The sequence below is a fragment of the Dictyoglomus sp. genome (assembly GCF_049968615.1).
In the GTDB taxonomy this organism is placed as follows: Bacteria; Dictyoglomota; Dictyoglomia; order Dictyoglomales; family Dictyoglomaceae; genus Dictyoglomus; species Dictyoglomus turgidum.
This window is the reverse complement of record NZ_JBMFQK010000001.1, coordinates 217656-230998: the sequence shown is the minus strand read 5'-3', so window position 1 is coordinate 230998 and position 13343 is coordinate 217656. Positions and strand designations below refer to the sequence as shown.

The 13343-nt window shown below is 33.8% G+C and carries 12 protein-coding genes and 1 tRNA gene; 9 read left to right on the top strand and 4 right to left on the bottom strand.

Annotation, left to right across the window (positions count from 1 at the left end; genetic code table 11):
- Entirely contained in the window at positions 1-2472 is a 2472-nt protein-coding gene (recJ, locus tag ACP5QL_RS01170) for a single-stranded-DNA-specific exonuclease RecJ (protein WP_012583950.1), read from the top strand.
- Here recJ and ACP5QL_RS01165 read toward each other — a convergent pair.
- From ACP5QL_RS01165 to ACP5QL_RS01155, 3 genes are read right to left on the bottom strand one after another with little or no spacing between them, the layout of a single operon-like run.
- Positions 2399-3253, bottom strand: a complete 855-nt coding sequence (locus tag ACP5QL_RS01165) for a tRNA (adenine-N1)-methyltransferase (protein WP_012583949.1) — start codon at positions 3251-3253, stop codon at positions 2399-2401. The genes recJ and ACP5QL_RS01165 overlap by 74 nt on opposite strands.
- Positions 3250-4992 carry a DNA polymerase/3'-5' exonuclease PolX gene (gene polX, locus ACP5QL_RS01160; RefSeq protein ID WP_012583948.1) on the bottom strand — a complete coding sequence of 581 codons (1743 nt, stop codon included), beginning with the start codon at positions 4990-4992 and terminating at the stop codon, positions 3250-3252. Before polX ends, ACP5QL_RS01165 begins: the two co-directional genes overlap by 4 nt.
- 24 nt (positions 4993-5016) lie before the next feature.
- On the bottom strand, positions 5017-5748 hold the full coding sequence (locus tag ACP5QL_RS01155) for an MBL fold metallo-hydrolase (protein WP_012583947.1): 732 nt from the start codon (positions 5746-5748) through the stop codon (positions 5017-5019).
- A gap of 116 nt (positions 5749-5864) precedes the next feature.
- Between ACP5QL_RS01155 and ACP5QL_RS01150 the strand changes: the two genes are divergently transcribed.
- Complete coding sequence (locus ACP5QL_RS01150) at positions 5865-6284, top strand: Clp protease N-terminal domain-containing protein (RefSeq protein WP_012583946.1); 420 nt, start codon at positions 5865-5867, stop codon at positions 6282-6284.
- Positions 6285-6326: 42 nt separating this feature from the next.
- A tRNA-Ser gene (locus ACP5QL_RS01145) sits at positions 6327-6421 on the top strand.
- Positions 6422-6424: 3 nt separating this feature from the next.
- Here ACP5QL_RS01145 and ACP5QL_RS01140 read toward each other — a convergent pair.
- Positions 6425-7045 (bottom strand): histidine phosphatase family protein, encoded by a 621-nt coding sequence (locus ACP5QL_RS01140; protein ID WP_012583945.1) that lies wholly within the window; start codon positions 7043-7045, stop codon positions 6425-6427.
- Positions 7046-7140: 95 nt separating this feature from the next.
- On the opposite strand from ACP5QL_RS01140, the gene ACP5QL_RS01135 reads away from it, so the two are divergent.
- The 6 genes from ACP5QL_RS01135 to ACP5QL_RS01110 all read left to right on the top strand — a co-directional run bounded on the left by ACP5QL_RS01135 (position 7141) and on the right by ACP5QL_RS01110 (position 13332).
- Positions 7141-7551: an AraC family ligand binding domain-containing protein gene (locus tag ACP5QL_RS01135; protein WP_273334017.1), complete on the top strand. Its 411-nt coding sequence runs from the start codon at positions 7141-7143 to the stop codon at positions 7549-7551.
- A 221-nt stretch (positions 7552-7772) separates the two neighbouring features.
- Positions 7773-8003 carry a helix-turn-helix domain-containing protein gene (locus ACP5QL_RS01130; protein ID WP_428124938.1) on the top strand — a complete coding sequence of 77 codons (231 nt, stop codon included), beginning with the start codon at positions 7773-7775 and terminating at the stop codon, positions 8001-8003.
- A 137-nt stretch (positions 8004-8140) separates the two neighbouring features.
- Positions 8141-8593 (top strand): extracellular solute-binding protein, encoded by a 453-nt coding sequence (locus ACP5QL_RS01125; protein ID WP_428124936.1) that lies wholly within the window; start codon positions 8141-8143, stop codon positions 8591-8593.
- Positions 8594-8681: 88 nt separating this feature from the next.
- Positions 8682-9452, top strand: coding sequence for a hypothetical protein (locus ACP5QL_RS01120; RefSeq protein WP_428124934.1), 771 nt, complete (start codon positions 8682-8684; stop codon positions 9450-9452).
- Positions 9453-9531: 79 nt separating this feature from the next.
- Positions 9532-12417 carry an extracellular solute-binding protein gene (locus ACP5QL_RS01115; protein ID WP_012583942.1) on the top strand — a complete coding sequence of 962 codons (2886 nt, stop codon included), beginning with the start codon at positions 9532-9534 and terminating at the stop codon, positions 12415-12417.
- Between the two features lie 15 nt (positions 12418-12432).
- Positions 12433-13332: a carbohydrate ABC transporter permease gene (locus ACP5QL_RS01110; RefSeq protein WP_012583941.1), complete on the top strand. Its 900-nt coding sequence runs from the start codon at positions 12433-12435 to the stop codon at positions 13330-13332.
- Positions 13333-13343 lie beyond the last annotated feature (11 nt).

The window sequence follows — 13343 nt, the reverse complement described above, 5'->3', positions numbered from 1 at the left end:
ATGAGAAGATGGGTTTTCCTCTTTGAGGAAAATAAAGGGCAGGAAGAGGTTTTGGCAAGAAAGCTTGGAATATCATCTCTTCTTGCCCGACTCCTTTTGAATCGAGGAATAAGTGAACCTTCAAAGGCAAAAAAATTTTTAAATCCTAAGATAGAAGATTTATATGATCCTTTTACTTATTTTCCCGATTTAGAAAAGGCTATAGATTTCTTAATTAAGCTAAGAAATGCTAAGAGAAAGATACTTGTTTTTGGAGATTATGACGTAGACGGAATAACTGCTACAACCCTTATGTATAGAGTTTTATCCCATTGGGGTTGGGATGTAAGTTTTTATGTGCCTCATAGACTGGATGAAGGGTATGGGTTAAAGGAAAAAAGTGTTAAAAAAGCGTTATCTCAAAATGAGTTTATAGGTCTATTAATTACTGTGGATTGTGGGATTAAAAGTAAAAAAGAGGTTGAATATTTAAAGAAAAATGGAGTTGAAGTTATTATTACTGATCATCATATTCCTGAGGAAGGAAGTATTCCAGAAGCTCTTCTTGTGCTTGATCCTTACTTAAACAATTATCCCTATCCATATATGGCAGGAGTTGGAGTTGCTTTTAAGTTCCTAAAAGCCCTGGGAGATGCAATAGGGAAAGATATTTATAAAGAAAAGGGGGTATTAGAATTAGTAACCTTAGGAACCTTGGGAGACTTAATGGAGCTTAAAGATGAGAATAGGGTCCTTGTTAGATATGGTCTTGAGAAGATTTTAAATTCCGATCTTGTAGGAGTTAGAACTCTTATTAGAAAAGTAGGGCTTGATAAAAATACTTTTATAAGTTCAAAGGATATTATTTTTAATATAACTCCAAGGATAAATGCCATAGGTAGATTCAAAGAGGTAGAAGAAGCAATAAGACTATTTCTTACTGAAAATGTAGAAGAAGCTGAGATACTTTTTGATAAACTTGACGAATTTAATAGGAAAAGAAAAGAAGAGGTAGAAAGAGTTTACGAGATGGCAAAAGAGATGTTAAGAGAGGAGGATATAGAAAATAATAAAGCAGTATTTTTATACAATAGTTTGTGGGGGAGAGATGTGGGTGGGGTAATGGGAATTGTAGCTTCTATGCTTGTAGAAGAATATAATGTGCCCTTCTTTCTTGGAAGAAAAGAAGGAGAGTTTATTGTCTTTTCAGGGAGAGGAGTAGAAGATGTAAATTTATTTGAATTTGTCTCTAAGTTATCAGACTATTTAATAAACTTTGGTGGACATAAAGGAGCTGTTGGTTTTTCTCTGTTTGAAAAAGACTATGAGGATTTTAAGAATAGTGCAGTAAGGCTTGCAAATGAAATTTGGAAGGAATTAGATTTTACTCCAAAGGTTAAGATAGATGCTGAAATTCCTTTAGATAAGATTAAAAGTGAAAATATTGGTAAGTTTCTTTCTGAGCTTGATATGCTTTCGCCTTTTGGTCCAGGTAATGAAGAACCAAGGTTCAAAATAAATTCAACGGTTATTGCATATTTTGAAAAAATGGGAAATGGAGGAAGATATAAGATTAAAATTGGTGATATATCGGGAAAAATTTTGTCAACTCCCATTTTTTCTCTTGGAATAGAGGAAGAAGCGCTAAAAGAGTCTCCTCAAACAGTGGATATTGTCTTGAGAATAGAAAAAGAGGGATATCAAGGTAGAGAATATTTCAATTTTTATTTGGAAGAATGGAGAGAGGCTGAAAAGAAAGAGAAAGAAGAAAAGAGAGAAAAGATAAGGGCAATTTTGTATTTTCTTGAGAATGATACAGAGAAGACTTTTCTTATAGAGGAAATAAAAAAGAGAGGTAGAGAATATGCTATTATTTCCCCTTACTGGAATAAAGTTTATTGGAATGAAGAGATTGTGTCTCCATGGGATTTCTCTATAGATCTTTCAAAAGACAAAGTTATCATCTGGGATGATGCAGAATGGTTTTTAAATGAGGAATTTTATGAGAGGTTTTTGGTAAAGATAAGAAATATAAATAATCCTATCATTTTCCTTTCTAATCTTAAGAAGGAAGAAAAAAGATTAAATTTGTCCGATATACTTGGTATTAAGAATTTGCGAATACCAAAAAAGTCTTTTAATCCTGCTTTTATTGATGTTAGATTTTCGAAAAATAAGGAAAAGGATTTACAGTTTTTTGAGGGAAAAGACGTGTACTTCTATCCTAATAAAGTACCTATAAGGATGTATAGATATTTGATTTTTCTCAAGCCTCCGTTGACAGAAGTAGAATTTGTAAGATGGTCAAAATTTGGCCAGAATATAGTTCTTCTATTTGGAAAGGAAGATTTTATATACAGCTATAAGAAGGTGCAAGAAGTTTCTATGGGACTATTGAAAGAAGAGAGAGAATTTTTTGTTACTCAATCTCATAATTTTCTCCTCTTTCTTCAGAAGGCACGACCATCGGAGATATATTCTCTTCTTGTGTAACTATTCTTCTTGCCACTGTTAGAAAAGCTGTATGGGCTACCATCCTATGAAAAGGTCTTACGGATAAACCTTCAATTTGCCAAGGTCTTAGTAAGGTTTCAATGGTTTCTATCAAGGTAAAAGATTTTGTACCTTTCAGAGCCTCAACAGTTTTTTGAGCTTGAATTATAGTAGGAGTATAGGCTAAAAAAATTCCTCCAGGCCTTAAAGCTTTCAAAATATTATCTATAGCTCTCCATGGTTCTGGCAGATCTAATATAATTCTATCTATGTTTTCATCTATTATTTCTTCGTAGATGTCTTTTAATCTCAATATATGATTGTCTTTTTTTCCTAAGAAATTTTCTATATTTGATAAAGCTCTTTTTGCAAAGTCTTCTCTTATTTCATAGGATATTACCGTTCCTGTTTCACCTACTGCTTGAAGAAGGGCAATGGTTAATGCTCCAGAGCCTATTCCTGCTTCAAGTACCCTTGCTCCAGGATAAATATCTGCCCAAACTAATATGGTAGCTATGTCTTTGGGATAGATTATTTGGGCTCCACGAGGCATTTCGAGAATAAAATCTGAATAAGTAGGTCTTAGAACAAGAAGGTTTGCTCCCTGAGAGGATCTTATTATACTTCCTTCTTCCATTCCTATAATATCATTATGCCTAATATATCCTTTATGAAAGTGAAAGATCTTTTCTCTTTCAACCTGTATTAGATACCTTCTTTTGCTATCAAAGAGAACAACCCATTCTCCCTCTGAGATTTTTCCCTTTCTTCTTATCTTCATTTTTGGTTTCTGTATCTTTTTAGTTTAAGTTTTGCCTCTTCCCAAGGATAAGTATTTATAATATCCTCTTTTTGAAGCCAAGCTCTCCTTGCTACTGCTATTCCATATCTTATTAAAGAATAGCTTCTAATATCATGACTATCAGTGCCAATAGAGAGATATATTCCATATTTTTCTCGGGCTATTCTGGCGTCTATATCACAAAGGTCAAGTCTATCAGGTTGAGCGTTTATTTCCAGGACTGTTCCTGTTTCTTTTGCCCAATAAAGAATAGTGGGCAGATCCACCTCATAAGCAGGTCTTTTGTTTATTAATCTTCCTGTAGGATGACTTATTATGTCAACCCATGGATTTTTAATGGCTGATACAAGCCTTTCTGTAATTTTTTCCTTAGGTTGTTTAAAGCCAGAGTGAAGTCCTGCAATAACAAGATCAAAATTTTTAAGCACCTCTTCAGGTAGATCAATGCTTCCATCACTTAAGATATTTGCTTCAATACTGTGAAGAATCTTGAAATCTCTGTATTTTCTGTTCAACTCTTGTATTTTTAATCTTTGTTTTTCAATTTGTTCCGGAGTTAATCCTCCCGCAACTCCTAAGGCTTGACTATGATCTGAAATTACTACATATTTATATCCAAGTTTATAGGCTACCTCTACCATCTCTTCAAGAGTATTAGCACCGTCGCTCCAGTCAGTATGAACATGCATATCTCCAAGGATATCTCTTTCTTCTACAAGATTAGGTAGTTTTCCTTCCATTGCGCTCTCAATTTCGCCTTGGTCTTCTCTTAACTCTGGTGGTATATATTGAAGCCCAAGAATTTCGTATATATCTTCTTCTTTTTCTCCCCCTATCTTCTTGTTGTCACTTATTCTAAAAACACCATATTCATTTATCTTTAAACCTTTCTTAATAGCTAATTCTCTTAGTTTTATATTATGCTGTTTTGATCCTGTAAAATATTGTAATGCAGCCCCAAAAGAGCTCTTTTCCACCACTCTGAAATCAACTTGAATTCCTGGTTCAACGATTATGCTGGTTTTTGTAGGTCCTGCTGCAAGGATATTCTTTAAAATTGGAAGATTTTTTAGAACCTGGTTTACCCTGTCCATATCCGAAGTAGTGATTAATATATCTATATCTCCTATAGTTTCTTTTCTTCTGCGCAAACTTCCTGCAGGTACAATATTTTCTATAAAGGGGTATTGAGATAGGTAATTTACAATTTCTTCGGTAAGAGGGAGGGCCACACCTAAGGGTATTCTCTCTGGGACAGTCTGTTTTTCTCTATATTCCTTTATAGCCTCAAGAATATTTTGTTCTACTTTTGGGCCTAATCTTGGAAGTACTCTTATTTTCCCTTCTTTTGCTGCTTTTTCTAATGAATCTATATCTTTTATCCCAAGTTCAGCATAGAGTCGGTAAGCAAGTTTTGGGCCAATACCTGGTATTTTCAGAAGCTCAAGGATCTCTGGAGGAATCTCTTTTCTTAATTCCTCCAAGTAGGAGACTTTTCCTGTAGTAAGATATTCTTTAATTTTTTGTCCAATACTTTCACCGATACCTTTGATTTGGTACAATTTACCCTGTTTGAATAATCTCTCTATATCTTCAGGAAGATTTTCTATTCTTCTTGCAGCTTCTTGATAGGCTGCAATTTTATATTTATTCTCTCCTTTTATTTCAAGGAGAGCTGCTATTTCATCTAAGATTTGAGCAACTTCCTTGTTTTTCATAGTTTTATTATATCATACAAGAAATTATTTATAATTTAGAATCCATATCTCTGTATTTTTTGGTAGATCTTTTGGAGTCAAAGTTATTCTATTTGAGTTTATTGTTATAATTTTGAATTCTTTTTCTGCCCTTTTTAGAAATTCAGAAATGGGTAAAATAGGCCAGTCCTTGGTATATTCTGTTTTATAGTGTATGGGTATCACAATCTTAGGTTTTATTTCTCTTATGGTGGTTATCACATCTTTCACATCCAATGTGAAAAATCCTCCCACAGGAATAAATAAAATGTCTACATTCTTAAGTTTGACTAATTCCTTCTCTGATAAGAGATGTCCTATATCACCCATATGGACTATTTTAAAACCATCTCCCTCTATAACGACGATACTATTTTTTCCTCTCTGAGAGCCTTTTGAATTATCATGGTATACAGGTATACTCCATATTTTTATATTTTTAACCTCTTTATTTATTGGGTTCCAATCTTTTCCGTCATTTTTTGTTCCTACAAGTATTTCAACCTTTTTATGTAGAAAATTTGGATTAAAATGATCTTCATGTTCATGGGTACTTATGATTAGATCTGCATTGGTTTGGGGTATGGGATAGTCTGAAGAAAAGGGATCTATTATTATGGAATAGTTATTTTCAAAAGATACTTTGACGCATGCGTGTCCATAATAGGTAATTTCTAAAGCTAAAGCAACACTTACTAAGAGGGTTAAAGCTGAGAGAATTAAAACTATCTTTTTCATAATCCCCTCCCAATAACTTTAATTTTTAAAATTATTATACATCAGCATACTTGTATTCGTTTTCAAAGTGTTATAAAATAATTCAAAAATTGATGGGTTGAGGGGAGGATACTTCTATGAAGACTCTTAAATTCAAGTCTGAGTCCATCATTTTAAATGCTGAGGAGTTAGTGTTAACTTTTAGTTCTCCTTACATGGATGTGGAACATTTACTTCTTAGCATAATTAATGATAAAAATAATAAAGCTTGTAAGATCTTACAGAAAATTGGAGTTGATCTTAGAAAGATAAAGACTGAATTAGAAAAAGAATTGAGGAATCGAAAAACTGACCAATATGAGATATCTCCTGTAAATCAAAAGATCTTTGAAATCTTTAATTATGCTCAAGATTTTGCAGAAAAATTAGGAAGAGAAATTGTAGACGCAGAACATCTTCTTTTGGGAATACTTAAGGAGAGCAGTTCTTTTGCATCTAAATTGTTATTTGATAGCGGTGTAAGTGTTGAGAGGGTATTGAGTGAAATTAAAAGTTGATATTGCTTATAAATAATTTCCTTGGTATAATTTTCTTTGCTTGGAGAGGTGGCCGAGTAGGTTTAAGGCAGCCGCCTGCTAAGCGGTTGTACGGGCTAAAACCCGTACCGTGGGTTCGAATCCCACCCTCTCCGCCATCTTCACAGGTAAGAAAATAACTCGTGGGGGTACAGATAATTTAATCTTAGAAGTATAAACTTATCATCCTTTATTTTAAAGTGAGTTATAGAGCATGAACTTATAGTAATCTTCCCAAAACCTATATGATAAAGATCTAAAAATACATAGAGAGCTGCTCTTATTATTGCTCCATGGGTAAAGATTACTATTTTGTGGTTTTTATGATTCTCAAGAATATATTCTTTTTCAATAGATAGTCTTTTGTAGGCATCTTCAAAGCTTTCTCCTTTGGGAATTTTTCCTTTTTCAGTGTGGTAAAGCCACAACTCTCTTTCTATAGGATACTTTTCATGTACTTCTCTTACTGTTAATCCTTCCCATTCCCCAAAATCAAATTCTATCCAGTTTTCTCTAATTAATATCTCTTTGTTGAGTTTCTTAGAAAGAGGAATTGCCGTTTCGATAGCTCTCTTTAAGGGGCTTGAGTAGATATAATCGAATTTCTCTTTGGCAAGATAATCGGATAACAATTCTGCTTGAGATTTACCTTTAGAGTTTAGGGGGATATCAGTCCTGCCCTGAAATTTTGCCTCTCTATTCCAGTCTGTTTCTCCATGTCTTATTAGATATATTTCACCCATAGTCTATTTAATTTTAGCAAAATAATGTTAAATTTTTGTTATAATCATCTAAAGAGGTGTGCTTAAAATTTTTGTTATTTTAGGTGAAGGTTTTTATGAGGATAAGGAAGAAAGAGTTGATAGAATCGGATGTTTCCCATGGAACCCCAGATTTTCCTCTGTTTGTTCATGAGGATATTTTTGTATATAGAAATGGAATCGTGAATCCTCATTGGCATAACGAATTTGAAATTTTATATATGGAGAGAGGCATAGGTATGTTTTATGTTGATGGTTATGAATATAAATTAGGAGAGGGGGAATATCTCTTTGTAAATTCTGGTTCTATACATTCGGGTATGGAACTGGTAAGAAAGAGTGTAGGGTATGCTATTGTATTTGATTTAAGATTACTCTATTCTGAGGAGCCTGATTATTGTAAACACGAGTATTTTTTACCGCTTATAAATAAAAGATATTATATACCTACAAATATTAATGATGAAAACATAAGAGAGATATTTTAAAAATAATAGAAGCTTTTAGGGAGAAAGATTATGGCTATGAGCTCTATATAAAGAGCCTTTTATTTGACACATTCTGGAGAGTATTTAAATATTATGCTAAAAAGCAAAACCAAGATGGTAGACTCGGATATAAAATCGATAGGATCAAAGATTTGCTCAGTTACATAAATCAGAATTACAATAAGAATTTGTCTCTTGATGAGCTTAGCAAGCAAGTTGATATGAGTAAATTTTATCTTTGTAGGTTGTTTAAAGAATCTTTGAAAATGAGCCCTGTAGAATATATAAACAAAGTAAGAATTGATAAAGCTATGGAGCTTCTTATAAATACTGATATGAGCATTTCTGAAATAGCCTTTGAGTGTGGTTTCAATAATATAAGTTATTTTATCAAAGTTTTTAGGAAGTATATGCATACGACCCCCTTGAAGTTTAGAAAGCAAAATCTATAAAAGCCCCTAAATGAGCAAAATATTTTTATTTTTTATCAAAATAATAGTATATTTTAAAATTTTATTAAAGCTACAATATAACTAAAATTCAGGTGTTTTTAAATAAAAAAGGAAGGGGGCAAATAAATGAAAAAATTTTGTTATCCATAATTTTAATCTCGCTTTTTATTCTAACTTCTGTAATTCCATCTTTTGCTCAAAAGGTATACACTTTCAAAGTGGGGAAATATACTTTTAATATTGATACCCAAAAGTATAGAGGGAAAACTATTTATGTATGGCAATTTTGGCCCGAAGATGATACCGCTCTCCCTGGAACAAGATCACCTAAACAGGTAAGAGAAGAGTTTGAGAAGATTACAGGAGCAAAAGTAAAGATAGTTTATACCACTTGGGAGAATTATAGGCCAAAATTAAGTGCTGCTATCCTTTCTGGCTCTGGAGCTGATGTAGTGTATATAGGAGCAGGAGAAAAACCCACTTGGATGATGAAGAAAATGCTCCTTCCCCTTGATAGGTATATTGATTTTAAAGATAAGAATCTTTGGGAGGCCGTTGGTTTTAGACAAAGCACATTAGAATTTCTTTAAGTGGAGAGGTCAGATTTATGCGGTAACTAATATCTACAACGATAATGTATTCCCATACATACTTTACTATAATAAAGAGAAATTTGAAATGGCAGGACTACCCGATCCTCTTGAGCTTTATAAACAAGGCAAATGGACCTGGGAAACTTTTTTCAATTTAGGTAAACAGCTTACTCAAGACATAAATGGAGACGGGAAAATTGATCAATATGCTTACGCTACTTGGGCAGTGGTACAGCCTTTCTTATATACCAATGATGTGCAGGTAGTTAAGTATGTGGGGGGGAGACCTATATTTGCTATGGATGATCCTAAGGCTTATAGAGCATTCCAAGCCATTTATGAAATGGATGCAAAATACAAGATGAGACCTGCGGATTGGTGGAATGATCCTCAGGGGAGGTTCCAAAAAGGTATTACTTGTATGGATTATTGGGGTCCATGGGAGCTTTCAGGTATGAGAAATGCTCTTGGTAAAAAATTAGGAATAGTTCCTTTTCCTAAGGGTCCAGATAGTAAGAAGAAGAGCGCAGATATGGCTGATGATGGTGCTTGGGCAATAGCTTCTTCTTCCAGTGATCCAGAGCTTTCTGCTTTATATCTTTTGTGGATGCTAACTCCTACTGATAAGGAAAAAGAGATAATTGTTAAATCTCAAATAGAGAGGGTTGGTGGAAAAGAAATTTATGATCTTTTGTTAGACGCTGCTACTCGAGCTCAGATAGATCCTATTTCTGGAATTCCTGGTTTCTGGGACTTAATTAATCAGATTGATGTAGCAAATCCTGCAAAGTCTATAAAAGCGTTGAAACCTAAGTTCCAGGCTGCTATTGAGGCGATCTTAGAGGGTTTAAAGTAGGGTTTAAAAATGGGGGAAAGGGAGTTGTCTTTCCCCCATTTTTGTTTTAAAATTGCTTTAAAAAATGGAGGTTGTTTTAGTGTTGAGGTTTAAAGAAGCTATGAAACCGTTTTTAAGATTTGTGCTTATATTGCTCTTTTTATTGGGATTAATTACAAAAATAATTTTTGCTCAAGGCTCCTCAGCTAAAAATCTAAATGTTATCTTTGAACTTATAAGTAAAGAAAGTTCGTATGAAACTTATTTATCAAAATTTTCTAATAAAAATAGACCTGAAGTAGTCTTGGTCATACCTGCAGTAAATTATTCTGCTTACTCTAAAGATATGGAGTTAAAGAAGCTCACAAATTTAACCCAAGATAAACATCCTGTTCTTTATATGGGTGAGAATGGTTTTGTAGAGTGGACTTTTAATATTGAGGAAGAGGGTTTGTATAACATTGCTGTGAAATATTATCCTGTACCTGGAAAAAATTCTGCTATAGAGAGAGAAATACTAATTGATGGTAAGAGACCCTTTAACGAAGCAAGAATTGTTAGATTTGAAAGGATATGGAAAGATGCTGGAGATCCCTTGAGAGATAATAGGGGTAATGAATTGCGGCCATTGCAAGTGGAGTTTCCTATGTGGGTGGAGAAGGTTATTGATGATTCTGATGGTTTATATTCTGAGCCATTTCTTTTCTATTTTTCAAAGGGAAGACATACTCTGAGATTTGTTTCAGTAAAAGAACCTGTAGCAATAGATTATATCAAAATTTTTAATCTTAAAGATATTCCCTATTATAGAGAGGTAATGAAAGAAGAGCATATCTCTAAAAGCAACTTTAAGAATATTATTGTAAAAATTCAAGGAGAAAAAGCTCACTTAAAATCAGAGCCAACTCTTTATCCTGTGTACGATATGAGCAATCCTCTTAATGAGCCTTATAGTTCTAAAAACAAACTCTTAAATATAATAGGAGGGTATAACTGGAGATCTGCCGGACAATGGATTGAGTGGAAGTTTACAGTACCAGAGAGTGGCTTTTATAAGATTGGGTTTAAATTTAGACAAAATGCAAATCCCGGTATACCATCAGAGAGAACTCTTTATATAGATGGGGTTGTTCCTTTTAGAGAGGTAAGAAATATAAAATTCAAATATGATACTAAATGGCAATTCAAGTATTTGGGAGATGGAAAAGAAGATTATCTTTTTTATTTAAAAAAGGGAGAACACACCCTTAGGCTAAAAGTGAGTTATGAAAGTATAGCAGAAATTATGAGAAATGTATTACAATGCTCCATAGATTTATCTCAACTTTATACCAAAATTGTAATGATTACCTCTCCAAATCCTGACCCATACAGAGATTATCTCTTAGAACAGAGTATTCCAGACCTTATTCCTACTTTGGAAAGGAATGCAAAGATATTAAAAGAAAATGCTGAAAAATTAAAAATTCTTGGAGGGGAAAAAGTTAGTGAAGCAGCAACCCTTGAAAGAGTGGCTATTCAGCTTGAAGGAATGGCTAAGGAACCGGAGACTATTGCTCAAAGATTACAAAGATATAGAGATAATCTATCGGCACTTTCTGCGTGGGTACTTGCTATTAGAGAGCAACCTTTAGATATTGATTACATAATTATTGCTTCTCCAGATATGAAATCTCCAAGAGTAAATCCAAACATCCTTGAGGCATTTTTAGATGGAATAAAGAAGTTTTTCTATTCCTTTTTGGAAGATTATAACATGATTGGAACTGTGTATGACAAAGAAAAAGCAATAAATGTATGGGTTCAAATGGGAAGAGATCAAGCAGAGACCCTAAAAATGCTTATAGATACAGATTTTACTCCTAAGACAGGAATAGGAGTTAACCTAAACATTATAACCACAGAAGCAGCTTTACTTTTCTCGGTTGCTTCTAAGGAGAATCCTCCTGATGTGGCTTTAAATGTCCCAAGAGGGCTTGCTGTAGATTATGGGATAAGAGGAGCTCTTGTGGACATTTCAAAATTATCTGGTTTTGAGGAGGTAAAGAAGCAGTTTGCTCCTTACGCTCTTGTTCCTTATAGCTTTGGTGGAAAAGTTTACGGACTTCCTATGACTCAAGATTTTCCCATAATGTTTTATAGAGCTGATATATTGGGACGTTTAAATATTGAAATTCCCAATACTTGGGAAGAACTTTATGAAACCATTGCTAAACTGCAGAGTTATAACTTACAGTTTGCAGCGGGAACAGGTGGTACAAGTTTTGATATTTTTAACATGCTTCTTCTTCAGAGAGGTGGAAGATATTACACTGAAGATGGCAAAAGATGTGTTCTTAATAATGAAGAGGGTGTGACAGCATTTAAAGAATGGACCAATTTGTATGTACTTTATGGTATTCCTCTTTATTATGATTTCTTCAACCGTTTTAGAACAGGAGAAATGCCATTGGGAATTGGTCCATATACTATGTATAACCAATTTAAAGTTGCTGCTCCTGAAATAAGTGGTCTTTGGGGAATTGCTCCTGTTCCCGGAAGAAGAAAAAATGATGGTTCAATTGACAGAAGTGTAGCTGGAGGTGGAAATGCCATATTGATTTTTGCTCAGACTAAGAAGCTTAAAGAGGCATGGGAATTTGTTAAGTGGTGGGTCTCTACTGATGTTCAGGCAAGATTTGGTAGAGAACTTGAAGCAGTTCTTGGAGCGGGAGCCAGGTACAATACTGCCAATATAGAGGCCATGAGTTATTTGCCATGGCCTTCTTCAGATTACAAAATCCTCTCTACTCAATGGAAATATTTAAAAGAAATTCCTAATGTTCCTGGAAGTTATTATGTTTCAAGACATTTAGACAATGCCTTTAGAGAGGTGGTTATGCTTGGTGAAATTCCAAGAGAGGCAATAGAAAAATACACAAGAGAGATTAACAAAGAGATTGATAGGAAGAGAGAAGAATTTGGTTTAGAGCTTGCAAAAGATTGATTTGGGGGATAAAAAATGAGGGAAAAATTTAGGGATTTATGGAAAGAAGTGAAGAAAAATAAAGAATCCTACTTTTTGCTTTTGCCATATTTTACTCTGTTTTTTACTTTTGTGGTTATTCCTGTAATAGTGGGGGCTGTGTTGAGTTTTACTAATTATAACATAATTCAAGTGCCTAAGTTTATTGGTTGGAACAATTATAAACGTCTATTTTTAGAGGACGATGTATTTCTTATTGCTCTTCAAAACACTTTTAAATTCGCTCTTATAACAGGTCCTTTAAGTTATTTTGCTTGTCTTTTCTTTGCATGGTTGATAAATGAGCTCCCACCAAGGATTAGAGCTGTTTTAACTCTTTTGTATTATGCTCCTGCCTTATCCTCAGCAATATTTTTTATCTGGACTTACATTTTTTCTGGGGATGTGTATGGTCTTTTAAATGGGTTTTTAATGAATCTTGGAATAATAAAAGAGCCTATCTATTGGCTTCAGGATTCTAGAATTAATTTATATGTTTTGATGGTTATACAACTATGGATGAGTCTTGGTACCAGTTTTCTTGCCTTTATAGCTGGATTTCAAACTATTGACAAGTCTTTGTATGAGGCTGCTGCTGTGGATGGTATAAGGAATAGATGGCAAGAACTTTGGTATATAACTCTTCCTTCTATGAAGCCTCAACTTATTTTTGGAGCCATAATGCAAGTTACTTCTTCTTTTGCAGTCGCGGATATCTCAGCCCAACTTATAGGTTTTCCAAGTCCTCTCTATTCTGCTCATACTATTGTACTTCACATGTGGGATTATGGGAGCATAAGATATGAGATGGGGTATGCTTCTGCTATTGCTGTAATTTTATTCTTAATTACTGTTGCTATTAACCAGGGTGTTAGAAAGATAATAAGGCCTGATTAATGTGGTAAGGA

Excerpts from the sequence above, each read along its gene's own strand:
- recJ (WP_012583950.1), top strand. The coding sequence starts at position 1 with ATGAGAAGATGGGTTTTCCTCTTTGAGGAAAATAAAGGGCAGGAAGAG.
- ACP5QL_RS01165 (WP_012583949.1), bottom strand. The coding sequence starts at position 3,253 with ATGAAGATAAGAAGAAAGGGAAAAATCTCAGAGGGAGAATGGGTTGTT.
- polX (WP_012583948.1), bottom strand. The coding sequence starts at position 4,992 with ATGAAAAACAAGGAAGTTGCTCAAATCTTAGATGAAATAGCAGCTCTC.
- ACP5QL_RS01155 (WP_012583947.1), bottom strand. The coding sequence starts at position 5,748 with ATGAAAAAGATAGTTTTAATTCTCTCAGCTTTAACCCTCTTAGTAAGT.
- ACP5QL_RS01150 (WP_012583946.1), top strand. The coding sequence starts at position 5,865 with ATGAAGACTCTTAAATTCAAGTCTGAGTCCATCATTTTAAATGCTGAG.
- ACP5QL_RS01140 (WP_012583945.1), bottom strand. The coding sequence starts at position 7,045 with ATGGGTGAAATATATCTAATAAGACATGGAGAAACAGACTGGAATAGA.
- ACP5QL_RS01135 (WP_273334017.1), top strand. The coding sequence starts at position 7,141 with ATGAGGATAAGGAAGAAAGAGTTGATAGAATCGGATGTTTCCCATGGA.
- ACP5QL_RS01130 (WP_428124938.1), top strand. The coding sequence starts at position 7,773 with ATGAGTAAATTTTATCTTTGTAGGTTGTTTAAAGAATCTTTGAAAATG.
- ACP5QL_RS01120 (WP_428124934.1), top strand. The coding sequence starts at position 8,682 with ATGGCAGGACTACCCGATCCTCTTGAGCTTTATAAACAAGGCAAATGG.
- ACP5QL_RS01110 (WP_012583941.1), top strand. The coding sequence starts at position 12,433 with ATGAGGGAAAAATTTAGGGATTTATGGAAAGAAGTGAAGAAAAATAAA.